This window comes from Pseudonocardia hierapolitana (assembly GCF_007994075.1).
Classification (GTDB): domain Bacteria; phylum Actinomycetota; class Actinomycetes; order Mycobacteriales; family Pseudonocardiaceae; genus Pseudonocardia; species Pseudonocardia hierapolitana.
Genome location: NZ_VIWU01000001.1, coordinates 6,869,034 through 6,893,295, shown reverse-complemented (window position 1 = coordinate 6,893,295; position 24,262 = coordinate 6,869,034). Strand labels below are relative to the sequence as shown.

At 72.8% G+C, this 24,262-nt stretch carries 23 protein-coding genes; 12 read left to right on the top strand and 11 right to left on the bottom strand.

Annotated elements, in window-relative coordinates:
• Window positions 1–23: 23 nt before the first annotated feature.
• From FHX44_RS32535 to FHX44_RS32520, 4 genes are read left to right on the top strand one after another with little or no spacing between them, the layout of a single operon-like run.
• Window positions 24–1,151 (top strand): acyl-CoA dehydrogenase family protein, encoded by a 1,128-nt coding sequence (locus tag FHX44_RS32535; protein ID WP_147259279.1) that lies wholly within the window; start codon window positions 24–26, stop codon window positions 1,149–1,151.
• Entirely contained in the window at window positions 1,148–1,975 is an 828-nt protein-coding gene (locus FHX44_RS32530; protein WP_147259278.1) for an enoyl-CoA hydratase family protein, read from the top strand. Before FHX44_RS32535 ends, FHX44_RS32530 begins: the two co-directional genes overlap by 4 nt.
• Window positions 1,976–1,979: 4 nt before the next feature.
• Entirely contained in the window at window positions 1,980–2,735 is a 756-nt protein-coding gene (locus FHX44_RS32525) for an SDR family NAD(P)-dependent oxidoreductase (protein ID WP_147259277.1), read from the top strand.
• Complete coding sequence (locus FHX44_RS32520; RefSeq protein WP_147259276.1) at window positions 2,732–3,130, top strand: RidA family protein; 399 nt, start codon at window positions 2,732–2,734, stop codon at window positions 3,128–3,130. Before FHX44_RS32525 ends, FHX44_RS32520 begins: the two co-directional genes overlap by 4 nt.
• A gap of 5 nt (window positions 3,131–3,135) precedes the next feature.
• On the opposite strand, the gene FHX44_RS32515 is transcribed toward FHX44_RS32520, so the two are convergent.
• Window positions 3,136–3,945: a PaaX family transcriptional regulator gene (locus FHX44_RS32515; RefSeq protein WP_147259275.1), complete on the bottom strand. Its 810-nt coding sequence runs from the start codon at window positions 3,943–3,945 to the stop codon at window positions 3,136–3,138.
• 108 nt (window positions 3,946–4,053) lie between these two features.
• Between FHX44_RS32515 and FHX44_RS32510 the strand changes: the two genes are divergently transcribed.
• Window positions 4,054–5,091 carry a glycoside hydrolase family 183 protein gene (locus FHX44_RS32510; RefSeq protein ID WP_147259274.1) on the top strand — a complete coding sequence of 346 codons (1,038 nt, stop codon included), beginning with the start codon at window positions 4,054–4,056 and terminating at the stop codon, window positions 5,089–5,091.
• Between the two features lie 65 nt (window positions 5,092–5,156).
• On the opposite strand, the gene FHX44_RS32505 is transcribed toward FHX44_RS32510, so the two are convergent.
• The 3 genes from FHX44_RS32505 to FHX44_RS32495 all read right to left on the bottom strand — a co-directional run bounded on the left by FHX44_RS32505 (window position 5,157) and on the right by FHX44_RS32495 (window position 9,849).
• The gene (locus tag FHX44_RS32505) at window positions 5,157–6,284 is read right to left on the bottom strand and encodes an acetate/propionate family kinase (RefSeq protein WP_246170711.1); all 1,128 of its coding nucleotides are present in this window, start codon (window positions 6,282–6,284) and stop codon (window positions 5,157–5,159) included.
• A gap of 2 nt (window positions 6,285–6,286) precedes the next feature.
• Window positions 6,287–8,683 carry a phosphoketolase family protein gene (locus FHX44_RS32500; protein WP_425469163.1) on the bottom strand — a complete coding sequence of 799 codons (2,397 nt, stop codon included), beginning with the start codon at window positions 8,681–8,683 and terminating at the stop codon, window positions 6,287–6,289.
• Window positions 8,684–8,817: 134 nt separating this feature from the next.
• Entirely contained in the window at window positions 8,818–9,849 is a 1,032-nt protein-coding gene (locus FHX44_RS32495) for an AraC family transcriptional regulator (RefSeq protein ID WP_170309128.1), read from the bottom strand.
• Between the two features lie 150 nt (window positions 9,850–9,999).
• On the opposite strand from FHX44_RS32495, the gene FHX44_RS32490 reads away from it, so the two are divergent.
• Entirely contained in the window at window positions 10,000–10,863 is an 864-nt protein-coding gene (locus tag FHX44_RS32490; protein ID WP_147259272.1) for a dioxygenase family protein, read from the top strand.
• On the top strand, window positions 10,853–11,908 hold the full coding sequence (locus FHX44_RS32485; RefSeq protein WP_246170710.1) for a maleylacetate reductase: 1,056 nt from the start codon (window positions 10,853–10,855) through the stop codon (window positions 11,906–11,908). The genes FHX44_RS32490 and FHX44_RS32485 overlap by 11 nt, the downstream gene beginning before the upstream one ends.
• A gap of 95 nt (window positions 11,909–12,003) precedes the next feature.
• Here the strand turns inward: FHX44_RS32485 and FHX44_RS32480 are convergent, their stop codons facing one another.
• Complete coding sequence (locus FHX44_RS32480) at window positions 12,004–12,870, bottom strand: alpha/beta fold hydrolase (RefSeq protein ID WP_147259271.1); 867 nt, start codon at window positions 12,868–12,870, stop codon at window positions 12,004–12,006.
• Between the two features lie 100 nt (window positions 12,871–12,970).
• A complete protein-coding gene (locus FHX44_RS32475; RefSeq protein WP_212612751.1) occupies window positions 12,971–13,426 on the bottom strand; it encodes a MarR family winged helix-turn-helix transcriptional regulator in 456 nt (151 codons plus the stop codon).
• A gap of 66 nt (window positions 13,427–13,492) precedes the next feature.
• Between FHX44_RS32475 and FHX44_RS32470 the strand changes: the two genes are divergently transcribed.
• From FHX44_RS32470 to FHX44_RS32450, 5 genes are all read left to right on the top strand, one after another.
• Complete coding sequence (locus FHX44_RS32470) at window positions 13,493–14,695, top strand: multidrug effflux MFS transporter (RefSeq protein WP_212613082.1); 1,203 nt, start codon at window positions 13,493–13,495, stop codon at window positions 14,693–14,695.
• A 94-nt stretch (window positions 14,696–14,789) separates the two neighbouring features.
• Window positions 14,790–15,725 carry a tetratricopeptide repeat protein gene (locus tag FHX44_RS32465; RefSeq protein ID WP_147259270.1) on the top strand — a complete coding sequence of 312 codons (936 nt, stop codon included), beginning with the start codon at window positions 14,790–14,792 and terminating at the stop codon, window positions 15,723–15,725.
• 18 nt (window positions 15,726–15,743) lie between these two features.
• Window positions 15,744–16,688: an aldo/keto reductase gene (locus FHX44_RS32460; RefSeq protein ID WP_212612750.1), complete on the top strand. Its 945-nt coding sequence runs from the start codon at window positions 15,744–15,746 to the stop codon at window positions 16,686–16,688.
• A gap of 43 nt (window positions 16,689–16,731) precedes the next feature.
• Window positions 16,732–18,312 carry a SagB/ThcOx family dehydrogenase gene (locus FHX44_RS32455; RefSeq protein WP_147259269.1) on the top strand — a complete coding sequence of 527 codons (1,581 nt, stop codon included), beginning with the start codon at window positions 16,732–16,734 and terminating at the stop codon, window positions 18,310–18,312.
• 4 nt (window positions 18,313–18,316) lie between these two features.
• Window positions 18,317–19,447 carry a cytochrome P450 gene (locus FHX44_RS32450; RefSeq protein ID WP_147259268.1) on the top strand — a complete coding sequence of 377 codons (1,131 nt, stop codon included), beginning with the start codon at window positions 18,317–18,319 and terminating at the stop codon, window positions 19,445–19,447.
• A 36-nt stretch (window positions 19,448–19,483) separates the two neighbouring features.
• Here FHX44_RS32450 and FHX44_RS32445 read toward each other — a convergent pair whose 3' ends face one another.
• The 5 genes from FHX44_RS32445 to FHX44_RS32425 all read right to left on the bottom strand — a co-directional run bounded on the left by FHX44_RS32445 (window position 19,484) and on the right by FHX44_RS32425 (window position 24,200).
• Complete coding sequence (locus FHX44_RS32445) at window positions 19,484–20,605, bottom strand: ROK family transcriptional regulator (RefSeq protein WP_147259267.1); 1,122 nt, start codon at window positions 20,603–20,605, stop codon at window positions 19,484–19,486.
• Complete coding sequence (locus FHX44_RS32440) at window positions 20,602–21,033, bottom strand: Rieske (2Fe-2S) protein (protein WP_147259266.1); 432 nt, start codon at window positions 21,031–21,033, stop codon at window positions 20,602–20,604. The genes FHX44_RS32445 and FHX44_RS32440 overlap by 4 nt, the downstream gene beginning before the upstream one ends.
• Window positions 21,030–22,106, bottom strand: a complete 1,077-nt coding sequence (locus FHX44_RS32435) for an amidohydrolase family protein (protein WP_147259265.1) — start codon at window positions 22,104–22,106, stop codon at window positions 21,030–21,032. Before FHX44_RS32435 ends, FHX44_RS32440 begins: the two co-directional genes overlap by 4 nt.
• Window positions 22,107–22,112: 6 nt before the next feature.
• The gene (locus tag FHX44_RS32430) at window positions 22,113–23,213 is read right to left on the bottom strand and encodes an amidohydrolase family protein (protein WP_147259264.1); all 1,101 of its coding nucleotides are present in this window, start codon (window positions 23,211–23,213) and stop codon (window positions 22,113–22,115) included.
• A gap of 105 nt (window positions 23,214–23,318) precedes the next feature.
• Window positions 23,319–24,200 (bottom strand): sigma-70 family RNA polymerase sigma factor, encoded by an 882-nt coding sequence (locus FHX44_RS32425; RefSeq protein ID WP_147259263.1) that lies wholly within the window; start codon window positions 24,198–24,200, stop codon window positions 23,319–23,321.
• Window positions 24,201–24,262 lie beyond the last annotated feature (62 nt).

Here is a 24,262-nt window from a genome sequence, read left to right as displayed (position 1 = left end):
TCAATACGACATACGATGCCGGGATGGAGCAGGTCGCCTACACCGATCGCGTCCGCAGGCTCGCGACCGAGCACCTCGTCCCGCTCACGCGCGAGGACGGCCGGATCAACCGCCCGCTCGTCTCCGCCATGGGCGAGCTGGGACTGCTCAGGGACCTCTACGGCGGCCGCCCCGACGAACCGCCCCGCGACGCCGCGGCGCTGCAGCTGTGCCTGCTGCGCGAGACCATCGCCTCGGTCTCCCCCGAGGCCGAGACCGCCCTCGCCCTGCAGGGGCTGGGCAGCTACCCGATCCTGCAGTCGGGCACGGCCGCCACCGTCGATCGCTGGATCCCGGGCGTGGTGAAGGGCGACGTGATCGCTGCGTTCGCGCTCACCGAGCCGGGCGCCGGGTCCGACGCCGCGGCGCTGTCGCTGCGCGCCGAGGCCGACGGTGACGGCTGGCGCCTGTCCGGGGAGAAGCTCTGGATCTCCAACGCCCCCGACGCCGACGTCTACACCGTGTTCGCCCGGACGTCCGGCGCAGGCGCGCGCGGCGTCACCGCCTTCGCGGTCGCGGGCGACGCACCCGGGCTCTCGGGCGAGCACCTCGACATGCTCTCGCCGCACCCGATCGGCAGCCTCGCCTTCGACGGCGTGCGCGTCGAGCGGGCCGACGTGCTCGGCGAGGTCGACGCCGGGTTCCGCGTCGCCATGCGCACGCTCGACCTGTTCCGGCCCAGCGTCGGCGCGTTCGCCGTGGGCATGGCGCAGGCCGCCCTCGACGCCACCGTCGCGCACGTCACCAGCCGTGAGGCGTACGGCGGCCCCCTGTCGGCCCAGCAGGCTGTGGCGCACGCCATCGCCGACATGGCCACCGACCTGGAGGCCGCGCGCCTGCTCGTCCACTCCGCCGCCCAGGCCTACGACGCGGGCGCCGACCGCTCGACCGTCACCCGCTCCGCGGCGATGGCCAAGCTGTTCGCCACCGAGGCGGCGGGGCGGATCGTCGACCGGTGCGTGCAGCTGCACGGCGCCCGTGCGTTGCAGCGTGGACACCTGCTCGAACACCTCTACCGTGACGTCCGGGCGCCCCGGATCTACGAGGGAGCGTCCGAGGTGCAGCGGACGATCATCGCGCGAGAGATCTTCAGGGAAAGGACGAGCAGGTGAGCCGCTTCCGGGCCTCGGCACCGCTGACCACGGACTGGTCCCACTTCGGCTTCGCGATCGACGGGCCGGTCGCCACGGTCACCCTCGACCGCCCCGAGAAGCTCAACCCGCTCACGTTCGAGTCGTACTCCGACCTCCGCGACCTGCTGACCGAGCTGCCCCACCACGAGGGCGTCAAGGTGCTGGTGATCCAGGGCGAGGGCCGCGGCTTCTGCGGTGGCGGCGACGTCAACGAGATCATCGGCGAGCTGCTGAAGATGCAGGCGGCCGACCTGATGCGCTTCACGAAGATGACCGGCGACGTCATCCGGGCGATGCGGGAGTGCCCGATCCCGATCATCGTGAAGATCCAGGGCATCGCCGCGGGCGCCGGAGCCGTGATCGCCCTCGCCGCCGACTTCCGGATCGTGGGCGCTTCCGGCCGGTTCGCGTTCCTGTTCACGAAGGTCGGGCTCTCCGGCGGCGACATGGGGGCGGCCTACCTGCTCCCCCGCGTCGTCGGGCTCGGCCGGGCCACCCAGCTGCTCATGCTCGGCGACACGATCGACGCGGCCACCGCCGACCGGTACGGGCTGGTGTCGCAGCTCGTGGTGGACGAGGAGCTCGACGCCGCCGTCGCCGCCCTCGCGACGCGGCTGGCCACCGGCCCGACGCTCGCCTACGCACAGACGAAGTCGCTGCTCACCCGCGAGCTCGACATGCCGCTGTCGGCGGCGATGGAGCTCGACGCGATGACCCAGGCGCTTCTCATGACCACCGACGACCACGCCGAGTTCCACGCGGCGTTCAACGCGCGGCGCAAGCCGGAGTGGAAGGGGCAGTGATCCCGTGAGCGGGCCCGTCGCCGTCGTCACGGGCGCCGGGCAGGGCATCGGCCTGGCGACGGCGCGGCGGCTCTCCGGGGCCGGCTACCGCACCGTCCTGGTCGGCCGCGACCGCGCCAAGCTCGACGAGGCGGCCGCCGAGATCGGCGGCGCGACCCTGTGCGTCGAGGCCGATCTCACCGTGCCCGCGCAGGTCGAGGGTCTGTTCGACACCGTCGAGGCGACGTGGGGCTGGGCGGAGGTGCTCGTCGCGAACGCAGGCACCTCCCTCGCCGCGCCGATCACGCAGACCACCGACGCCCAGTGGCAACAGATGATCGATTCGAACCTGACGGCGCCGTTCCGGTGCATCCGCCGCGCGCTCCCCCCGATGCTCGAGGCCCGCCGCGGGCGCATCGTGGTGATCGCCTCCGTCGTCGCGAAGCGCGGCGAGCGGCTCGTCAGCGCGTACACGGCCAGCAAGCACGGGGTGCTCGGGCTGGTGCGCGCCGTCGCCGACGAGGTGGCGCGGCACGGAGTCACCGCCAACGCCGTGTGCCCCGGCTACGTCGACACGCCCATGACCGACGCGACGGTGGCCGCCATCGCCGACCGGATGGGCACGTCGACCGACGAAGCCAGGGCCGTGCTCGAACGACGCCAGCCGATCCACCGGCTGGTCCGGCCCGACGAGGTCGCGGCGGCCGTACTCTCCTGTGTGCAGAACGGCGCGATCAACGGTCAGGGCATCAACGTGGACGGAGGGGCCGTTCAGTCATGACGTTCGAACGCATCAACCCGCCACCGCTCGCCGCGCCGCGCGGGTTCAACCACGCCGTGGTCACCGACCGGCGGCGCACCGTCTACCTCGCCGGGCAGACGGCGCTCGACCGGTCCGGGACGATCGTCGGCGATGACATCGCCACGCAGTTCGAGCAGGCCCTGCTCAACCTCCTGCAGGCGCTGACGGCCGCCGGTGGCTCCGGCGACGACCTCGCCAGCGTCACGATCTACATCGTCGACATGGACGCCTACCAGGCCCGCTCACGGGAAATCGGGACGATCTGGCGCCGCCTCGTCGGCACCGAGTACCCCGCCGTGGCCGGCATCGGGGTCGCCCGGCTCTGGGACGCCGACGCGCTCATCGAGATCCAGGGCATTGCGGTGCTGGACTGACACCTTCAGGCGCGGATCGCGGCCAGCGCGTGCTCGCGAGCCGGGGCGCGCAGGAGGGCGTCGAGGTCGCCGAAGAGATCCGCGGCGCGGCCGCCGTTCCAGCCCTCCGGCAGGAGGTCGGGCGGCAGGCCGGGGTCGAGGTACGGCAGCCGCCGCCACGCCGTCAGCATCGGCACGTAGATCTCGAACGCGGTGCGCGGGGCGTTCTCGGAGCGCTTCCAGCGGGCCTGCGCGTCGGAGAACTGGCCGAGGAACTCCGCGTACCTGGCGTTGATGCCGTCCAGATCCCACCAGCGCGCCACCTGCTCGCGCAGCGCGCTGAAACCCTCGTGGTGGGCCGTGAACAGGTCGACGTAGGAGGCGAGCCCGCGCCGCTGCAGCGTGCGGCCGACCTCGTCGCGCAGGTGGCCGGGCGCGACCCAGACACCGGGTGCGGCCGTGCCGAACCCCAGATCCGAGAGCGTGGTGCGCAGCGTGTGGCGCTTCTCCCGCTCCGACTCGGGGATCGAGAACACCACGAGCACGAACCCGTCCGACGCAGGGGCCTGCCGCCGGTCGAAGATCCGCGTATCACCCTCGCGGAGCACCTCGAGGGCGCTCTCGGAGAGCGCGTAGCCCGCGGCGCGGCCGGACTTCATCGACACGAGCACGCCGCGCCGCTTGAGCCGCGAGATCGACGACCGCACGCCCGCCGAGTCGACGCCGAGGTCGCCCATCAGCCGCACCACGGACCCGACCGACATCCAGTTGTGCTCGTCGCGCGCGTACAACCCGTACAGCGTCAGGATGAGTCGGCGCGGTGCGAGCTCTGCCATGGCGGCAACTCTAAGCAGGAGTGACGCGAGCACGCCCGTCCACGGCCGACGCGATCAGAATGCCCCGACACCTCGTCCTCGTGGGCGCGGGGCAGGCAGGATGGCGGCGTGACGGAGCGGCTCGCCACCAAGATCGCCGATCTCACCGGGCCCGGGATCACCGACCGGTTCGGCATCGGCGGCACCGACCTCGGCGCCACCACGACCGCCCCGCAGGGACACCTGGTCTCGGTGTTCGGGGACACCTTCCGGCGGGCGGGCGTCGGCGGGCCCGGCTGGCGGTCCCCCGTCGTGCTGTTCGCCGACCCGGCGAGCGTCCCGACCGGGATACGCTGGACCGGCGCCGCCGGACGCCGCGGCACCGCCCGCCAGGTGGTGCGGTACATCCACCACGGCTGGCGCCGCAACGGATGGCGCATGCGGCGCGTCACGACCGTCCTCCCGACCGACGTGATCACCGTCGGGGACGACATGTACTTGCACGTCATGGTGTGCCGCGAGCTGGGCAACGTGCGCTGGACGGAGCTGCACCGCTCGCGCGACGGCGGCCGCACCTGGCGGCCCACCGGAACCCGGTGGCCTGCCGACCTGCACGACGGCCTGTTCCAGATGCTCACCTGGGAGCGCGGCAGCGACGGCTGGGTGTACGCCCTGACCACCGGCTTCCAGCGGGAGCACGGCCTGCTGCTGCACCGGGTGCCCGAGGCCGAGCTGACGGATCCGGGCGCCTGGCAGACGTGGGGCATCACGGACCGGCGCTGGGGCTGGGGGAACCCGCCCACCCTCGTGCTGCCCGGGCGGTTCGGGGAGCTGTCGCTGCGCCGCGTCCCCAGCGGTGACCCCGGGGACGGCCGGGACCGCTGGCTGCTGGCGGCTTTCGACGCCGGCCGCTACTGCATGGACGTCCGAGTGCTGGACGGGCCGACCGCCGACCTGCACCGCGCACCGCTCGCGACGGTGCTGCGCGGCTGCGGCTGGGACCGCGAGGACCACGCGTGCGGGCACGTGGCCCAGCTCTACGGCGGGTACGTGCTGCCCGGTTCGACGGTCCACGACCTGCACCTCGTCGTGAGCCACTGGAACACCGCGACGGGCTGGCCGTACCGGGCGATGCAGTTCCGCACCGACGTCTCGGGGCTGCCCTGAGCCGGGTGGGCGTTCCAGGCGCGCGACGATGCCCCCGGGACACCCGCACCGCATCGCGGCGGGCCTCACCCCCGTGCTGTGCCGAGGTGCTCCGCCACCTGCCGGGCGATCTCCAGGTCCTCCCGCGCGGTGACCACGACCGTGCGCACCGCGGCTCCTTCCGCGGAGACGTCGGCGTCGCCCGAGGCGGACTCGTTGCGCTCGGGATCCAGCCGGATGCCCAAGTACGCCAGCCGGTCCGCCACCCGGCCCCGGACGAGCGGCGCGTGCTCGCCGACGCCGCCGGTCATCACGAGCACGTCCAGCCCGCCGATGGCGGCCGTCATCGCGGCGATCTCGCGGCAGAGCTGGTGGACGAACACGTCGAAGGCCAGCGCGCAGTCCTGGTCGCCGTCCGCCCGGCCGGCCAGCACGTCCCGCAGGTCGCCCGAGGTGCCGGACAGGCCCTTCAGCCCGGACCGCTTCTCGAGCGCCTCGTTCAGCTCGTCGACGGGCATCCCGCCGTGCTGCAGCAGCCACATCAGCAGGCCCGGGTCGACGTCCCCGGAGCGCGTGACCATCACCAGCCCGGCCAGTGGGGTGAACCCCATCGTCGTGTCCCGGCTGATGCCGTCGCGAACCGCGGCCAGCGACGCCCCCGCGCCGAGGTGGCACGACACCATGCGCGCGCCCGGGGCGCCGACGAGCTCGCTCGCCCGCCGCGTCGCGTAGGCGTGGGAGAGCCCGTGGAAACCGTAGCGGCGCAGCCCCCACCGCGCGTTCCACTCGCGCGGCAGCGCGTAGGTGTGTGCCTCGGCGGGCAACGTGGCGTGGAAGGCCGTGTCGAAGCAGGCCACCGCCGGGGTGTCGGGCAGCACCTCGGCCACGGCGTGGATGCCGGCGACCGCCCGCGGGTTGTGCAGCGGGGCGAGGTCGCGGATCGAGTCCAGGTAGTCGATCACGTCGCCGTCGATCCAGGCCGGCTCGGAGTACCGAGGCCCACCGTGCACGACGCGGTGGCCGACCGCGTCGACGTGCCCGACGCCGTCGAGGAACGCCTGCACCGGCTCGAGATGGCCGCTGCCCTCCCAGCGCTGGACCGTGGCGCCGTTCTCGACCCGGCCGTCCCGCAGGACCGACAGCTTCAGGCTGCTCGACCCGGTGTTCACCACGAGCACGCGCTGTGGCACCCGTCCGCTCGCACGCTCGCTCACTGCTACGCAGGCTCCCACTTCCACTCGGCGACCTCGGGCATGTCCTCACCGTAGGTGCGCACGTACTGCCGGTGCTCGATCAGCGTGTTCTTGAGCCGCTCCCGGTAGTGGCCCGCGATCGGGCGCAGCCGGGGCACCCGGTCGATCACGTCGATCGCGATGTCGAACCGGTCGATGCGGTTGCGCACGCACATGTCGAACGGCGTGGTGGTGGTGCCCTCCTCCACGTACCCGCGGACGTGCAGGTTGTGGTGGTTGGCGCGCCGGTAGGTCAGCCGGTGGATCAGCCAGGGGTAGCCGTGGTAGTTGAAGATGATCGGCTTGTCGGTGGTGAACAGGGCGTCGAACTCCCGGTCCGACAGCCCGTGCGGGTGCTCGCGGTCGTCCTGCAGCCGCATCAGGTCCACCACGTTCACCACGCGCATCCGCAGGTCCGGGAAGAATCCGCGCAGGATGTCGACCGCGGCGAGCGTCTCCATCGTGGGGACGTCCCCTGCGCAGCCCAGCACGACGTCCGGCTCGCCGCCCGCGTCGGTGCTCGCCCAGTCCCAGATCCCGATGCCCTTCGTGCAGTGCACGATCGCGTCGGGCATGTCCAGGTATTGCGGCTGCACCTGCTTGCCCGCCACGACCACGTTGACGTACTGACGGCTGCGCAGGCAGTGGTCCACCGTGGACAGCAACGTGTTGGCGTCCGGCGGCAGGTAGACCCGGATGACGTCGGACTTCTTGTTCACGACGTGGTCGATGAACCCGGGGTCCTGATGGGAGAAGCCGTTGTGGTCCTGCCGCCACACGTGGCTGGTGAGCAGGTAGTTCAGTGAGGCGATCGGCCGCCGCCACGGGATGCCGTTCGTCGTCTTCAGCCACTTGGCGTGCTGGTTGACCATCGAGTCGACGATGTGGATGAACGCCTCGTAGCAGGAGAAGACCCCGTGCCGGCCGGTGAGGAGGTACCCCTCCAGCCAGCCCTGGCAGGTGTGCTCGGAGAGGATCTCCATCACCCGCCCGTCCACGGCGAGGTCCACGTCGTCGGGCTGGATCCGGGCACCCCACGTCCGCCCGCTCACCTCGAGCACCGCGTCGAGCCGGTTGGAGTTGTTCTCGTCGGGGGAGAACACCCGGAAGTCGGCCATGTTGTCGCGCATGACGTCGCGCAGGAAGCTGCCGAGCACCCGGGTCGATTCGGCCGTGCCGGCACCGGGCTGCTCGACCGGCACGGCGTAATCGCGGAAGTCGGGCATGCGCAGGTCGCGCAGCAGGAGCCCGCCGTTGCTGTGCGGGTTGGCGCTCATCCGCCGCCCGCCCGCCGGGTGCAGGTCGCGGATCTCGGGCACGGGCGCGCCGGTGGCGTCGAACAGCTCCTCGGGGCGGTAGCTGCGCATCCACTCCTCGAGCACCGCCCGGTGCGAGTCGTCGCCGCGCGCGTTGGCGAACGGCACCTGGTGGGAGCGGAAGGAGCCCTCGACCTTCAGCCCGTCGACGGTCTCCGGCCCCGTCCAGCCCTTCGGTGAGCGCAGGACGATCATCGGCCAGCGCGGCCGCTCGGGGGTGCCGCCACGGCGTGCCCGGCGCTGGATCTCCGCGATCTCGTCGAGGCAGCGGTCCAGGGTGGCGGCGAACTCCTGGTGCATCCGCGCCGGGTCGGAGCCCTCCACGACGTGCGGGGTGTACCCGTAGCCGCGCAGCAGCTGGTCCAGCTCCTCCGGCTCGATCCGGGCCAGCACCGTGGGGCTCGCGATCTTGTAGCCGTTGAGGTGCAGGATCGGCAGCACCGCCCCGTCGCGGCGGGGGTCCACGAACTTGGTGGAGTGCCAGCTGGTGGCCAGCGGCCCGGTCTCGGCCTCCCCGTCGCCGACGACCGCGGCGACGATCAGGTCGGGGTTGTCGAACGCGGCGCCGTAGGCATGCGAGAGCGAGTAGCCGAGCTCGCCGCCCTCGTGGATCGACCCCGGCGTCTCCGGCGCCACGTGGCTGGGGATCCCGCCGGGGAAGGAGAACTGCGTGAACAGCCGCTTCATCCCGGCCTCGTCCTGGGAGACGTCGCCGTACACCTCGCTGTAGGTGCCCTCCAGCCAGGCCGCGGCCACCGGGCCGGGGCCGCCGTGTCCCGGCCCCATCACGTACATCATGTTCAGGTCGCGCTCGACGATGCAGCGGTTGAGGTGGGCGTAGACGAAGTTGAGGCCCGGGGTGGTTCCCCAGTGGCCCAGCAGGCGGGGCTTCACGTGCTCGGGGCGCAGCGGCTCGCGCAGCAGCGGGTTGTCCATCAGGTAGATCTGGCCGACGGACAGGTAGTTCGCCGCCCGCCACCACGCGTGGATCCGGTCGAGCTGCCGGGCGTCCAGTGGCCCCTCCACCGTGGCCGTCGCCCGCGTCCCGCCGTTCTCGATCTCCACGGCCCGTTCCCCCTCCGTCGGCGTCCTGCTCCGGCCTTACCCGGCCGACGACGGTGGCAAGCAGGCCCGGATGCCGATCACTCGTGCGGACGGGCCGGGCGGGACGGGCTCGTCGCCGCGACCGCCGGGGTCCCCTACCTGTCGCCCGCCTCGGTCCGCGCCGTCTCCGAGGGCAGCTCGCCGAACCTGTCCCGGTAGGCCCTCGCGAACCGGCCCAGGTGAGCGAATCCCCAGCGGTACGCGATCTCGGTGACCCCGCCCGCTCCGGCCTGCAGTTCCTCGTGGACCCGGTCGAGCCGGACCGACCGCAGGTACCCCATCGGCGTGGTGCCGAGGTGCTCGCGGAACGCCTCCTGCAGCCTGCGGGCGCTCACCCCGGCGACGCGGGCCAGGTCGCCCACGGTGTAGGGCTCCTGCGGCTCGCTCTGCAGTACGTCGACCACCCGCCGCACCGAGCGCGGGGTCGCGGGAGCTCCCCCGGCCCGGAGCGCCTCCGTGTAGCTGTGCCGCTGCGCGAACAGCAGCCCGGTGGCGAGCAACCTCTCGTGGTACGAGCGCACCGCGGCGCGCCCGATCAGCCCGTCCGGGTTGTCGAGCTCCGCCAGCAGCAGGTCGAGGGAGGCCCGCCAGGCCCGCCCCGCGGGCGAGCTCAGGTCGAACTCCAGGGCGAACTCAACGGGAGCCTGCACCGGACGCCCGAGCAACGCCTCCAGCTCGGCGTCGACCAGCCGCCGATCGATCCGGATCCCGAGCTGCGCCGCGCCCTCGGCGCAGTGTGTGAGCCGGTGGGTGCGGTGCGGGGCGAACACGGTGGCCTCGCCCGCCGCCGAGATCGTCTCCTCATCGTCGGTCGTGGCGGCGATCCGGCCCGCGAGCGTGACGTTGACGTGGTAGCCGGCGCCGGTCCGGCCGGGATCGACGAGTGTCGGTTGGCCGAACCGCATCACCCCGACCGTGAGGTGCTCGGTGCGGACGCCGCGCAGCAGGCCGACGCCGGCGCCCGCGGGGCCGAGCGGCTCGACCCGCGCCGGGTAGTAGAGCGCGTTGAGCTCGTGCCGGAACTCATCGAAGCCGGCGTGCTCGCAGATGGCGTACTGCTCCAACACCGCGTACTCCAACACCGCGTACTCCAACACCGCGTACTCCAACACCGCGTACTCCGACACCGCATACTCCGACACCGCGTACTCAGACGCCGCCGCGGATTCCGGCCGTCGATCGCGCGAAGCGGCTGTCCCACCCGCGGCACGGCCACCTAGCGTGGTCTCCGACCCGGCTGTGCGCATGCCACGCGCCTCCTTCCCGCAGGAGCAAGGATGGACCTCACCTCCGAGAGCACCACCGCAGCGGTGACCGAGAGCTTCGCCGAGACGGCGGACCCGCGCCTGCGGGAGATCCTGCAGGAACTCGTGCCGCACCTGCACGACTTCGTACGCAAGGTACGTCTCACGCTGCCCGAATGGGAGGCGGCGATCCGGTTCCTCACCGCGGTCGGCCAGAAGTGCGACGCCAACCGGCAGGAGTTCATCCTGCTCTCCGACGTGCTCGGCGTCTCGATGCTGGTCGAAACGATCAACGGCCAGGAGGCGGGCACCGAGAGCACCGTGCTCGGGCCGTTCCACGTGGTCGCCTCGCCGGAGCGGGAGAACGGCGACAGCATCGATCTCGTCGGCGGGGCCAACCCGTGCGTCGTCACCGGGCGCGTCCTCGACACCAGCGGCACCCCGCTGACCGGCGCGACCGTCGACGTGTGGCAGTGCAGCGAGGACGGGTTCTACGACGTCCAGCAACCCGACGTGCAGCCGCTCGGCAACGGACGCGGCCTCTTCCACACCGACACCGAGGGCCGGTTCGCGTTCCGGACGGTGGTGCCCAGCCACTACCCGATCCCCACCGACGGCCCGGTCGGCCAACTGCTGCTGGCGACCGGGCGCCACCCGTACCGCCCCGCCCACATCCACTTCATCGCCGACGCGCCCGGCCACCGCAGGCTGACCACCCACATCTTCGTCGCCGGCAGCCCCTACCTGGACTCCGACGCCGTCTTCGCGGTGAAGAAGAGCCTGATCGCCGACTTCCGGGAGGTCGACGACCCCGAGCAGGCGCGACGGCACGGGGTGGACAACCCGTTCCGGACGGCATCGATCGATCTCGTGCTGGAGGCCGATCGTGTGGGATGAGTTCGTCCACCAGTCCCTGCCGATGCGGGTCGTCTTCGGCGCCGGGAGCTCGGCCCGGCTCGGTGAGGAGGTGGAGCGGCTCGGACTCGGCCGGGTGCTCGTCCTGTGCACGCCGGAGCAGGAGCCACTCGCCCGCCGCCTCGCCGACGGGCTCGGGCCACGGGCCGCGGACGTGTACCCCCACGCCCGGATGCACGTGCCCGTCGAGGTGGCCTCGCGGGCGCGCCAAGCGGCCGCCGAGGTGGGCGCCGACGGCTGCGTCGCGGCAGGCGGCGGGTCCACGATCGGCCTCGGGAAGGCGATCGCGCTCGAGCACGGGCTCCCCGTCATCGCGGTGCCCACCACCTACGCCGGGTCGGAGATGACCCCGATCTGGGGACTCACCGAGAACGGCCGCAAGCGCACGGGACGCGACCCTGCCGTACTCCCCCGCAGCGTCGTCTACGACCCGGAGCTGACGCTCACCCTGCCCGTCCCGCTCTCGGTGACCAGCGGCTTCAACGCGATGGCGCACGCCGTCGAGGGGCTCTACGCCCCGGACGCCTCGCCGATCATCTCGCTCATGGCCCGCGAGGGCGCGCAGGCCCTGATCGAGGGGCTGCCCGACGTGGCGGCCCGGCCCACCGACCTCGCGGCACGGACCCGGGCGCAGTACGGCGCCTGGCTGTGCGGCGCCGTACTCGGCGCGACGACCATGTCGCTGCACCACAAGCTCTGCCACGTGCTGGGCGGCACCTTCGACCTGCCGCACGCCGAGGTCCACACGGTCGTGCTCCCGCACGTCGTGGCGTTCAACGCCACCGCGGCGCCCGTGCTCGGCGCAGTGCTCGGGCCGGATCCCGGCGGTGCGCTGTGGGAGCTGGCGACGAAGCTCGGCGCCCCGCGCTCACTCGCCGAGCTCGGGATGCCCGAGTCCGGCGTCGCCGAGGTCGTCCGGCAGGCCGTCGCCTCGCCGTACGCCAACCCGCGCCCGGTCACCGCGGACGACCTCACCCGGCTCGTCGAGGCCGCCCATCGCGGCGAGCGTCCCACCCCGTCGCCATGACCTGAGGGGGTCATATCGGCTGTTCGGGTGGGCTCGGCCGGGGTGGCGTCGTGGGCGCCGGAAGTGTCGGTTGTCGATCGGCGACCCGGTCGGCCTCACGGCGCGGCCGTGATGACCCGCTCCGCGAGGCGGTCCAGGATCTCCACGAACCGCTCCGGGTGGATCTGGAAGTGCACGTGGCTGCTGTCCAGCGAGTGCACCTCGAACGGGTTGTCCGGGGTGAGGGCGTCGGCCTCGGCGATGAACCGGTCCTGCAGCGCGATCGGCATGGACCGGTCGCCGGTCAGCCGGACGTACGTGCGCGGGATGCGCCCCCACGTGGCCGCGTCCGCGCGCGTGGCTGCCTCGTCGACCACCAGGGCCTCGTCCGGCTCCTGGGCGTGGAGGTATGCGAGCAGCTCGGCGCGGGTGCCGTCGGCCAGGATCGCCTCCTGCAACCGATCGAGGACCGCGGGATCGGACGTGCGCCAGTTGAGCCGCAACGCCCCGATCGTCGTCGGGTCGCCCAGCGGGACGAGACCCGTGTGCGACAGCAGACTGGTCGCGTTCTCCGGGCCGGCCGCGTACTCGCCGGCCGTCGCGTCCACGCAGCACCACGCCGAGACGTAGACCAGGTGGTCGACCAGCTGGGGTGCGGCGTTGCCGACCGCGGTGAGTGTGAGGCCGCCGCGGCTGGCCCCGACGAGCACGACGGGGCCGTGCTCGTGGGCGCGGCGCAGCACGTCCGTCACGGCGGCGACGTCGTCGGCCGTGCTGATCCCGGCCATGCCGCTGGGCTCCGTCGCGAGCGCCTGGGCGTCCTGGGCGCCCAGGTAGCCGGCGGGGATCGTGGCGGCAAGACCGTGGCCGGGCAGGTCGACGGCGAGCGCGCGGTGCCCGCGCAGGGCGAGCTCGCGCACCGTCGACCCCCACACCGCGGAGTTGCAGAACGCGCCGTGCACGAGGACGAACGTGGCAGTCACGAGCCACACCCTGCCAAGGCGCTCCGCCGCCGGGGCCGACAGGGTGGCTCCCGGCTGCAGCACGACGCTGTCGTCGCCACGCCGGACCATGCAGCGGCCGTCATCCCTCGGCGCGCCGGCGAAGGGACTCGGCCAACCTGGTCAGGGCGGGCACCGCCGCCCGGATCGCCGCCGCGTCGCCGTCCTCGAGCTCCGCGAGCGCACCGGCGATGGAGCGGGACCACGCGCGTCCGAGCAGCCTCCTGTGCTCGTCGGCCAGCGGGCTCGACCGGAGCAGGCTCCTCCGGTGATCGCGCGGATCGGGTTGGCGGACGAGCAGCCCGCGCTCGACCAGCGCCCGGACCGTCGTGCTGACGTTGCTCGTCTGCAGCCGGAGCCCTCGCGCCACCTCCGACACCGACGCGGCCGGGTGGGTGACGACGAACCGCAGGACGTCCAGCTCCGAGGTGGGCAGCTGCTCGAGCCCCACCTCGAGCTCACCGGTGCGACGCAGCGTGCGCGAGAGGGTGTGGGCGGCCTCGGCGAGCTGGTCCAGCTGGACGTCGACGTCGGTCACATCCGGATCGTAGCGACGAAATTAGATATAAACTGATAACAACCTCGTCCGCTCCCCTCCGTGGAGATGACCATGTCGCTCGCCGCCCGGGCTCCCCTCGGCGTGTGGATCTGCGCGCTCGCATTGCTCACCGCAATCGCGCCGCTCGCGACGGACATGTACCTCCCGGCCCTCCCCGAGGTGGCCACTGAGCTGGGCACCACGGCCTCGAACGTCCAGCTGACGCTCACCGGTTTCCTGGTCGGGCTCGCCGCGGGCCAGCTCGTCATCGGCCCCCTCTCGGACGCATGGGGTCGCCGGCGCCTCCTCCTCGCCGGCACGGGCCTCTGCCTCGTCGCCACCGCCGCTTGCATCGTCGCGCCGACGATCGGCACGCTGGTGGCCGCCCGGTTCCTCCAGGGCTTCGGCGGCGCCGCCGGCATCGTGCTGAGCCGGGCCGTGATCGTCGACCGGACCTCCGGCAGCCGCACGGTGCAGCTGTTCTCGCTGATGATGGCGATCAACGGGATCGCTCCCGTCGTCGCCCCGTTGCTGGGCAGCGCCCTGCTCGGCCTCGGCAGCTGGCGCGGGATCTTCGTGGCGCTGACCGCGCTGACCCTCGTCATGGTGGTCGGCGCGTTCGTGGCCGTCCCCGAGACGCTTCCCCCCGAACGCCGGTCCCGCGGTGGGCTGCGGGCGACGGGCCGCGACGTCCGGTCGGCCCTGACCCGCCCGCGCTACGTCGGCTTCACGCTCGCCTTCGCGTTCGCGTTCGCCACGCTGTTCACCTACATCTCCGGCTCGCCGTTCGTCCTGCAGGAGGCGCTCGGCCTCTCCAACGGGGCGTACGCGGTCGCGTTCGGCGCGAACGCCGCAGGTCTGATCGTCGCGAGCATCGTCAACGGGCAGCTCGCGGGCCGCGTCGACCCGCGGCGCGTGCTCGCGCTCGCCACCAGCGCGCTGGTGGTGCTGTCGCTCGCGCTGCTGGGGATCGTCCTCGCGGGCCCGTCGCTGTGGCCGGTGCTGGTGGTCCTCTTCCTCGCCGTCACGAGCCTCGGCTTCGTCATGGGCAACGCGAGCGCGCTGGCCTCCCGCGAGGTGCGCGACATCGCAGGCACGGGCTCGGCGCTGCTGGGTGCGCTCCAGTTCGCGCTCGGTGCGCTCGTGTCCCCGCTCGTCGGGGCGAGCCCGCTCGTGATGGCCGTCGTGATGGTGGCCGCGTCCCTGCTCTCACTCGGCACCCAGGCCGTGCTCGGCAGGCAGCGGGAGAGCGTGCCCGCCGCCGCCTGAGAGCGATTGGTACGCGGGGCCCTCTCCCCCACCGCGCCTGCGCCTGTCACGATCTGGGCCAGCCTGATCGTTTTTCGACAATGCAGAGGTCCCCGTGCCCTGGCCCTTCAGCCGCCGCCCCACCCTCGACGCCGATCACCCCGACGCACTGGCCGAGGCTCACAACCACGCCGTCGAACTGGGCGCGCGGGGTCAACACCAGCAGGCCCGCGAGCTCGACGAGGACACCCTCGACCGCCGACGCCGTGTCCTCGGCCCCGATCACCCCCACACCCTCGCCACAGCGAACAACCTCGCCGCCGACCTGCGCGAGCTGGGTGAGCTCGGGCAGGCCCGCGAGCTCGACGAGGACACCCTCGACCGCCGACGCCGCGTGCTCGGCGACGACCACCTCGGCACCCTGGCCAATGCCAGCACCCTCGCCGGGGACTACCGGGCGCTGGGCGATTTCCGGAAGGCCCGCGAACTGGACGAGCTCGCCTTCCTCGGGCGCCTCCGTGTCCTCGGTGGCGACGACATCCAGACGCTGGAGTCCGCCCATTTCCTCGGGACCGACCTCCGCGCGCTGGGCGAGTTCCAGCGGGCCCGCGAGCTCGACGAGGACTCGCTGGCCCGCCGCCGCCGCATCCTCGGCGACGACCACCCCGACACCCTCGCCAACGCGCACAACCTCGCGATCGACCTGCGCGAGCTCGGCGAGCACCAGCGGGCCCGCGAGCTCGACGAGGACACGCTCGCCCGCCGCCGCCGCATCCTCGGCGACGACCACCCCAAGACCCTCAACTCCGCCAACAACCTCGCCGCCGACCTGCATGCGCTGGGCGACCACCAGCGAGCCCGCGACATCGACCGGGACACCCTCGACCGCCGCCGGCGTGTCCTCGGCGACCAGCACCCCGGCACCCTCGCCAACGCGCGCGCTCTCGCGGAGCACCTCCGAGCTCTGGGCGACCCCCAGGCAGCCGCCGCCGTCCTCGCCACGTTCGGGCTCGCACCCGAGGCCACCGGGCCGTCCCCGAACGGGGGATGATCGGTGCAGGATGAGGCGGTGATCGATGCGCGCACCCCACTGCCCACCGGCCGGATCCCCGGCGTCGACCGTGACATCTCCCGCCTCGTCATGGGCTGCGACAACCAGCGGACGTCGTCGCACGCCGCCGCCATGTTCGACGACTTCGTCGCGCGTGGGGGCAACGCCTTCGACACCGCCTACCACTACGCGGACGGGCTCCCGGAGCGGCTGCTCGGCCGGTGGATCGCCGACCGCGGCGTCCGCGACGACGTCGTCGTGATCGGGAAGGGCGCGCACACGCCGCACTGCGACCCGCCGTCCGTCACCAGCCATCTGTTCGAGAGCCTCGAGCGCCTGCAGACCGACCGCGTCGACATCTACTTCCTGCATCGCGACAACGTCGACGTTCCCGTCGGGGAGTTCGTCGACGTGCTCGACGAGCACGCCGAGGCCGGTCGCATCGGCGTCTTCGGCGGCTCCAACTGGACCATCGAGCGGATCGAGGAGGCGAACGCGTACGCGGCGGCCCACGGCAAGCGGGGCTTCGCCGCCGTGAGCAACCACTTCGGGCTCGCCCGTGCGCTCGACGTGCCGTGGGCGGGCTGCGAGCACGTCACCGACGACGCCGACCGCCAGTGGTTCGAACGTACCGCCACGCCGCTCTTCCCGTGGTCGTCGCAGGCGCGCGGGTTCTTCACCGGCCGCGCGGCACCGGACGACCGCTCCGACGCCGAGCTCGTCCGCTGCTACTACAGCGACGGCAACTTCGAACGCCTCGCCAGAGCCCGAACGCTCGGTGCGGAGCTGGGCGTCGCGCCCACCGCGATCGCGCTGGCCTACGTCCTCGCGCAGCCCTTCCCGACGTTCGCCCTGATCGGGCCGCGCTCGGTCGACGAGACGTGCTCCTCGACGGATGCGGCGAGGGTGCAGCTGACACCGGAGCAGGTCGCATGGCTCGACCTGCGCGAGCAAGGCCTCTGATCGTCAGCTGTGCAGGTGGTTGATCGGCGGCAGACTGGGTGAGGTGGCCGACGACACGCACCAGGCAGCAGCGTTCCACGACCTGACGAAGTACTACTCGCTCAGCGACGCCGAGCCGGGTGACGAGCGCATCGGCATCGGCGACCCGGCCGTACGGACCGCGGCGATCTGGCAGAAGGACTGGGACATCAAGCCGTTCCTGTACAAGGTGTACGAGACACCGCCGCCGATCGACCTGACCCGCGACCTGCCGGACACGGGCCCGCCGGCGCTCGAGGCCATCGCCGCCACGGGGGCCGAGGACTCGCACGTCGTCCCCGACCGGGCGCTGCTCGGCAGGCTCGGGCTGCTCACGAACGGCTCGCTCGACCGGACATGGACCACGCCCGACGGGCGAGTCCACCAGTACCGCACCGCAGGCGGCACCGGAGCCCAGTACCACCTCGAGCTGTACTTCGTCTGCACCGACCTCGCCGACCTCGACGCAGGCGTCTACCACTACTCCGCGCTCGACCACAGCCTGCGCCTGCTGCGCGCAGGCGACTTCCGCGGCGCGCTCGTGGAGGCCACCGGGAACGAGCCGTCGATCGCCGCTGCCCCCGTTGTGATGGCGATGACGAGCACGTTCTGGCGCAACGCGTGGCGCTACCGCGAGCGCGCCTACCGGCACGCGTTCTGGGACGCGGGCACGTCGCTCTCGCACATCCTCGCGGTGGCGGCGTCGGCGCACGTCGGAACGTCGCTCGTGTTCTCCTACGCCGACGCGGCCGTCGCCGAGCTGCTCGGGATCGACGGGCGGCGCGAGTCCGCGGTGGCGCTCGTCGCGCTCGGCCGCACCGGAACCGCACCGCCGCCCGCGCCGGGATTCGGTCCGCTCGACCTCCCCACGAGGCGGCTGTCGCCGGCCGAGGTGACCTTCCACGCGATCACCGACATGCACCTGGCGTCGACCCTGCGGAGCGTCGAGGAGGCCGCGCAGTGGCGGTCGCGGCGGTGGCACCGGCCGGCTTCCCTGCCGACCGGCGAGCTCACCGAGCTGCGCCCCCTGCCCGTCGACCAGCTCGATCCCAGGCCTGCGGAGCAGATCATCTTCCGGCGGCGCTCCACCCGGAACTACGACACCGACGTCGAGATCCCGTTCGAGGCGTTCTCCACGCTGCTGCAGCGCTCGACGCGTGGCGTCGCATCGGACGTGCTCACCCCGGGTGCACCGCTCACCGACCTCTACCTGATCGTCAACGCCGTCCAGGGTCTGGCCCCGGGCGTCTACCTCCACCACCCGGCGCGGAACGCGGTCGAGCTCGTCAGGGCGGGCACATTCCGCGAGCAGGCCACCCGCATCGCCGCGAACCAGAAGTACGCGGGCGACGCGCACGTGAACCTCTACTACCTCGCGCACCTGCCGTCGATCCTGGACCGCTACGGCGACCGCGGCTACCGGCTCGCGCAGCTCGAGGGCGCCCTGCACGCCGGCAAGCTGCACCTCGGCACGCACGCGCTGGGGCTCGGCGCGGTGGGCTCGACCTCCTTCGACGACGAGGTGATCGACTTCTTCTCCCCGCACGCCGCGGGGAAGGACTACATGTTCGTCACCGTGTTCGGCAAGCGCCGCCGCAAGGGGTGATCGCGTGAACATCGCCGCGTTCACCGCGAACCCGCATCCCACACTCGCCGGGCTGCGCGCCACCGAACCGGTCTCGTGGGTGCCGGAGCTCGGGTGCTGGCTGGTGACCAGCCGCGATGCCGCCCTGCGCGTGCTGCGCGACGCGCGGACGTTCACCGTGGACGATCCCCGGTTCTCCACGGCGCAGGTGGTGGGGCCGAGCATGCTGTCGCTGGACGGGCCCGCGCACACCGCGGCGCGCAAGCCGTTCGCGGGTCCCTTCCGCCCGGTCGAGGTGGCGCGCCGCTTCACACCACGGGTCGCGGAGCTGGCCGCCGACCTGGTGGCCGCGATCCGGCCGGCGGGCCGCGCGGAGCTGCGCTCGCGCTTCGCGGGACCGCTCGCGGTGCACGTGGTCGCCGAGACGTTGGGCCTGCCGGACGTCGACTCCACCACCGTCCTGCGGTGGTACTCGACCTTCGTCGCCGCCGTGTCCGACGTGACCGCCGGTCGCCCGGTGCCGGCCGAGGCCGCCGCGGCGTTCGAGGCACTCGCCGGGCACGTGCTCGGCGGCATCGACGAGAACGGCTCGTTGCTCGCCGACGTCGCGGCAGGCGGCCTCGGGAAGGACGAGGTGGTGTCCAACGCCGCCGTCCTGCTGTTCGGCGGCATCGAGACCACCGAGGGCATGATCCTCAACCTGCTCTGGCACCTGCTGCGCCATCCCGATCAGCTCGCCGCCGTGCGCGCCGACCTCGACCTGCTCCCGAACGCCGTCGAGGAGTCGCTGCGGCTCGAACCCGCGGCCGCGGTCGTCGACCGGTACGCGACCCGCGACGTCGAGGTGGCGGGTGCGCCGATCCGGCGGGGCGACGCGGTGACCGTGTCGCTCGCCGGCGCCAACCGCGACCCCGCGACGTTCCCCGACCCGGACGCGTTCGACGTGCGTCGCGCGAACGCCCGCAAGCACCTCGCCTTCGCGCACGGCCCCCACGTCTGCCTGGCGATGGACCTGGCGAGGCTGGAGACGCTGATCGGCGTCCGCACCGCGCTCGTCGAGCTGCCCGGCCTGGCGCTGGACGAGCGACAACCGGCCGCACCGTCGGGTCTGGTGTTCCGAAAGCCGCAGACGTTGCACGCCCGCTGGACGCCGTAGCCCCGGAACGCGAGCCCCGGAACACGGCGGGTCGGATCACGCCCGCAGGAGCTCGTCGATCGCCTCCGGCGCGTAGGCGCGACGCATCACCAGGTCGGCGAGGCCGCGGGAGGCGGAGGCCTCTCCCCATGCGCTCGCCTCGACCTGCAGGCCCTCGGCCACCCGGTCGACGACGTCGCCGTGCACGCGGGCCCGTACCCCGTCGACCATCGGCTGCAGGCGACCGACGGCACCGCCGAGGAGCAGCCGGCTCGGGTTGACCGTCGCCACGATCGCGGCGAGGGCGCGGCCGAGGTGGTTCGCGGCGGCCGCCAGCTCGGCGAGCGCGCCGGCGTCGCCGTCCTGCACGGCGGCGACCAGCTCGTCGAGGGTCGGCAGGGCGAGGCGCTCCATCATGCCGGCGCCCGAGCTGAAGGCGGCGAGGCAGCCACGGCGCCCGCAGCGGCACCGCGGGCCGTCGGGGTCCACGAGGATGTGCCCGATGTCGCCCGCGACGCCCCGGGAGCCCTCCACCACGCGGCCGTCCACGACGACGCCGCAGCTGATGCCGGTGGCGACCTTGGCGTAGACCATCGTCTCCTCGGGGGTGCTCTCCCCCAGCGCCTCGGCGCGCCCGTCGTTCTCCACGACGACCGGGACGGGGAAGCGGCGCCCGACCGCGGTGAGCACGGCGTCGGCCGGCCACGCGGCGATCGTCGTCGCCGAGCGGACCAGGCCGGTGCGCACGTCCACGGGCGCTGGTACGGCGACGCCGACCCCCGCGAGGATCTCGTCGCGGGCGAGCAGCATCGCGCCGATGTCCAGCAGCGGCTCGAGGACGTCGTCCGCCGGCCGGGCCAGCACGACGGGCAGGGTGCGCGACCGCAGCTCCCGCCCGTCCGGGTCGGTGACCGACACCCGTGCCACCGCCTGCCCGATCGCGACGGTGAGGACGACGCGGCCGCGGTCGTCGAAGCGGATCCGGCGCGACGGCCGGCCGCGCGCCGCACCGAGCGCCTCCCCCTCGTAGATCACACCGAGCGCGGAGAGCTCCTCGAGGCGGGCGTAGAGCGTGGAGCGCGCCATGCCGCTCACCTCGAGCAGCTGGGCGCGGGAGAGCCCGCCGGTCTCCCGGATCAGCCCGAGGATCGAGCCTGCGGAGGGCGCGGGACGAGTCATACGTGGACGACGACGAACTGCCGGTGCACCTCGACGTCGTAGCGCTCGGCGCTGTACGGCCCGGGCCGGTACCCCGCGTCGGACAGGTCCGCGTCGGCGGGCTCCACGGTGGCCTCGTAGGCCCGCACCCGCGTGCGGGCCGGGTCGAACCACGAGCGCCCGGTGGCGATGTCGAACTCCCAGCCGTGCCACGGGCAGCGCAGGATCTCGCCGCCCCGCAGGTAGGTGTACTCCCCCGGCGTGCTCGACGTGACCAGCCCGGTGAGCACCCCGTCGCACAGCCGCGCTCCGGCGTGCGGGCACCGGTTGCGCAGCGCGTAGTAGTGCCCGCCCACGTTGAACACCCCGATCGACCGCCCGTCGATCTCGACGATCTTGCGCTGGCCGGGCCCGATCTCGTCGGTCGTGCCCACGATGTGCCTGGTCATCGGTCGAGCCCGTAGAGCGCCATGGCGTTGCCGCCGAAGATCCGCGCCCGCGCCTCGGGCTCGAGCTTGGCCCTGATCGCACGGTCCGGGTCGTCGAAGTCCCAGTGCGGGTAGTCGGTGGAGAAGAGGATCTTGTCCGTGCCCTTGTCGTCACCACCGCCCATGTTGTCGAAGACGGTGAGCAGCTGCCGGGGGTCGGGCGGCTCCTCGATCGGCTGCGTGGTGAACCAGATGTGGTCGCGCACGTACTCCGACGGCCTGCGGGACAGGTGCGGGACCTCGTCGCGCAGCCGCGCCCAATGCTTGTCCAGCCGCCACATCAGCGACGGCACCCAGCCGAAGCCGCCCTCGATGAGCACCACCTTCAGCGTCGGGAACCGCTCGAAGACTCCCTCGACGACCAGGCTGACGAGCTGGGTCTGGAAGGCCTGGGCCATCGCCGTGTGGTCCTCGATGTAGAACGACGGCCACCCCGAACCGGTGAGCGGGTTGGCGCGACCGCCGCCGAAGTGGACCCCGACGGGGAGGCCGTTGCGGACGGCCGCCTCGTAGATGGGCCAGTACCTGCGGCGCCCGAGCGGCTCGTCGGTGCGCACGAGCAGCAGCACCTGCACGAACCCGGGGTGTGCGGCGGCGCGGTCGATCTCCTCCGCCGCGAGCGCCGGCTCCTCGTACGGGACCGAGATCCCGGCCCGCAACCGCGGCTCCTTCTCCAGCCACTCCTCGACCTGCCACTCGTTGACCGCGCGGCAGAGCGCGGCCGCGTACTCCGGGTTCTGCTGCCGGTTGGCCTTGCTCAGGCAGTTGAGGATCCCGTAGCGGATGTCGTAGGCGTCGAGGAGCTGCTCGCGCATGAACTCGAGGTCGCCGCCCGGGGGCAGCCCGGACGGCGGCCACGCGTCGGTGCGCGCCGCCCGGGGAGCGCCCTTCGGGTAGGACGAGCCGCCGTCGCCCCTGTTGCCGTAGGTCTCGTCGTACTCGCGCCACCGCCGCGGCAGGTACGGGCGCAGCGAGCCGGGGGCCAGCTCGTTGTGGATGTCGCAGTCGACGAGGGGCGGGCGGGGCCGGGACATCGACGATCACTCCCCGAGGCGGTAGGTGTCGAGTGCGTTGCGACCGAGGAACCGGGTCATGGCCTCGCCGGCGAGGCCGATCGGCGCGGACCGGGCGGGGTCGTCGAACTGGCGGTGCGGGTAATCGGTGGAGAACATCAGCATCCGGTCGCTCCCCAGCCGGTCGATCACCTCCAGCAACCGCTCCGGCTCGTCGGGCTCGTCGAGGGGTTGCGCCGTGAGCCGCACCGAATCGCGGATGATCTCGGACGGGAGCCGGTCGACCCACGGGACCTCCCGGCGAAGCCCCTTCCAGTTCTTGTCGAACCGCCACATCAGCGGCGGCAGCCAGGTGAACCCGCCCTCGACGAGCACGATCCGCAGGTCGGGGAACCGCACGAGCACACCCTCGCTGACCAGGCTCACCAGTTGCGCCTGGAACACCTGGGCGACGAGGACGTACTCCTCGAGGTAGTAGCTCGGCGCGCCGACCGGTGTGATCGGGTTGCCGCCCGCGCCGCCCGCGTAGACCCCGATGGCGAGCCCGTGGCGCTGCGCGGCCTCGTAGATCGGCCAGTACGACCGGCTGCCGAGCGGGGCACGTGCCCGCACGGGCATCAGGACCTGCACGAACTCCGGCCGGTCGCCGATCCGGTCGATCTCCGCTGCCGCCCGCTCCGGGTCCTGGCTCGCGACGACGACGGATCCGCGCAGCCGCGGTTCGCCCGCGAGCCACTCGGCGTGCTGCCAGTCGTTGACGGCCCGCGCCATCGCGACGGCCCAGTCGGGGTTGTGGATGCCGTCGACCCCGTAGATGCAGTGCGTGATCGCGATCCGTGTGTGCCAGGGGTCGAGCAGCTGCGTGCGGAGCAGGTCGGGGTCGGAGCCGGGCGGGCCGGCCGCGGGACGGGAACCCGGGATCGCGGAGAGCGGCGATCCGGGCGGGTACAGATCGGACTCGAGGCTCTCGATCCCGCTCTCCCGGACGTAGTCGCGCCAGCGCGCCGGCAGGTACGGGAACAGGGACTCGATCGAGCGCGGGGTGATGTGCACGTCGGTGTCGACGAGATCCACGTCCGGCCACTCCACCGGGCGTGCGTACGGCAGAGCAGTGGCGATCTCCGTCATCCGACCCCCGATTTCCGTCCGTTCGTCGAACGTAAATCGCCTGGGTGCGGGTGTCAACGGCGCCCGTCGGCCTGATGCACCGCGGGCGCGGCGCTCGGCAGCCGGTCAGATCGGGGAGTCGAAGATCGTGACGTCCAGCGCGGCGAGGCGGGCGGGGTCGCGCAGGATGTCCATCTCCCTGATCCGGTCGTCCCGCACGGTGAGAGCGGCGACCGCGTAGAGCTCCCCGTCGAGCCGGGCCACCCAGCCGGCCGCGCCGTTGACCAGCGCCGGCCGCGTGTCGAGACCGAGCTGCGAGAAGAACGCCGCCCTCCTGGCGACGTTCTCCGCGCCGCGCATCTCGAAGAGCGTCCCGCTCCCCGTGTCCTCGCGGATCACGATGTCGGGATCGAGCACGGCGACGAGGGCGTCGAACTCCCCGTGGCGCGCGGCGGCGAGGAATGCCCCGACGACCTCCTGCTGCGCGGCCGCGTCGGCGGCGGTGGTCGCCTCCACACCACGGATGCGGCGGCGTGCGCGGCTGGCGAGCTGGCGCGCCGCATCGGGCGAGCGCTCGAGGATTGCGCCGATCTCGTCGAAGGGAACCGAGAACATGTCGTGCAGGACGTAGGCCAGCCGCTCCGCAGGCGACAGCGTGTCGAGCACGACGAGCAGCGCGAGGCCGACGGAGTCGGCGAGCAGCGCCTCGTGCTCGGGGTCGATGGCGTCCGCCCGGTCGACGATCGGGTCCGGCAGGTATCCGTCGAGTGGCTCCTCGCGGCGCGTCGCCCGGGAACGGAGCATGTTGAGCGCCACGCGTCCGGTCGCCGTGACGAGCCAGGCTTCGAGGTTGTCGATCCCGGCGGCGTCCGCGCGGCTGAGCCGGATCCAGGCCTCCTGGACGACGTCGTCGGCCTCGCTCGTGGAGCCCAGCATCCGGTAGGCGACGGCTCGTAGCCGGGGCCTCAGCTCCTGGAACCGCTCCGCCAGCCGGTCGCGCTCGGCCATGTCACGTCCGCGAGCCGCCACGGGTCTTCCCCTCGAGAGCCCAGAAACGGAAGGAGTCCGAT

Excerpts from the sequence above, each read along its gene's own strand:
- FHX44_RS32515 (WP_147259275.1), bottom strand. The coding sequence starts at position 3,945 with ATGGCAGAGCTCGCACCGCGCCGACTCATCCTGACGCTGTACGGGTTG.
- FHX44_RS32470 (WP_212613082.1), top strand. The coding sequence starts at position 13,493 with ATGACCATGTCGCTCGCCGCCCGGGCTCCCCTCGGCGTGTGGATCTGC.
- FHX44_RS32490 (WP_147259272.1), top strand. The coding sequence starts at position 10,000 with ATGGACCTCACCTCCGAGAGCACCACCGCAGCGGTGACCGAGAGCTTC.
- FHX44_RS32425 (WP_147259263.1), bottom strand. The coding sequence starts at position 24,200 with ATGGCCGAGCGCGACCGGCTGGCGGAGCGGTTCCAGGAGCTGAGGCCC.
- FHX44_RS32435 (WP_147259265.1), bottom strand. The coding sequence starts at position 22,106 with ATGTCCCGGCCCCGCCCGCCCCTCGTCGACTGCGACATCCACAACGAG.
- FHX44_RS32440 (WP_147259266.1), bottom strand. The coding sequence starts at position 21,033 with ATGACCAGGCACATCGTGGGCACGACCGACGAGATCGGGCCCGGCCAG.
- FHX44_RS32430 (WP_147259264.1), bottom strand. The coding sequence starts at position 23,213 with ATGACGGAGATCGCCACTGCTCTGCCGTACGCACGCCCGGTGGAGTGG.
- FHX44_RS32520 (WP_147259276.1), top strand. The coding sequence starts at position 2,732 with ATGACGTTCGAACGCATCAACCCGCCACCGCTCGCCGCGCCGCGCGGG.
- FHX44_RS32445 (WP_147259267.1), bottom strand. The coding sequence starts at position 20,605 with ATGACTCGTCCCGCGCCCTCCGCAGGCTCGATCCTCGGGCTGATCCGG.
- FHX44_RS32535 (WP_147259279.1), top strand. The coding sequence starts at position 24 with ATGGAGCAGGTCGCCTACACCGATCGCGTCCGCAGGCTCGCGACCGAG.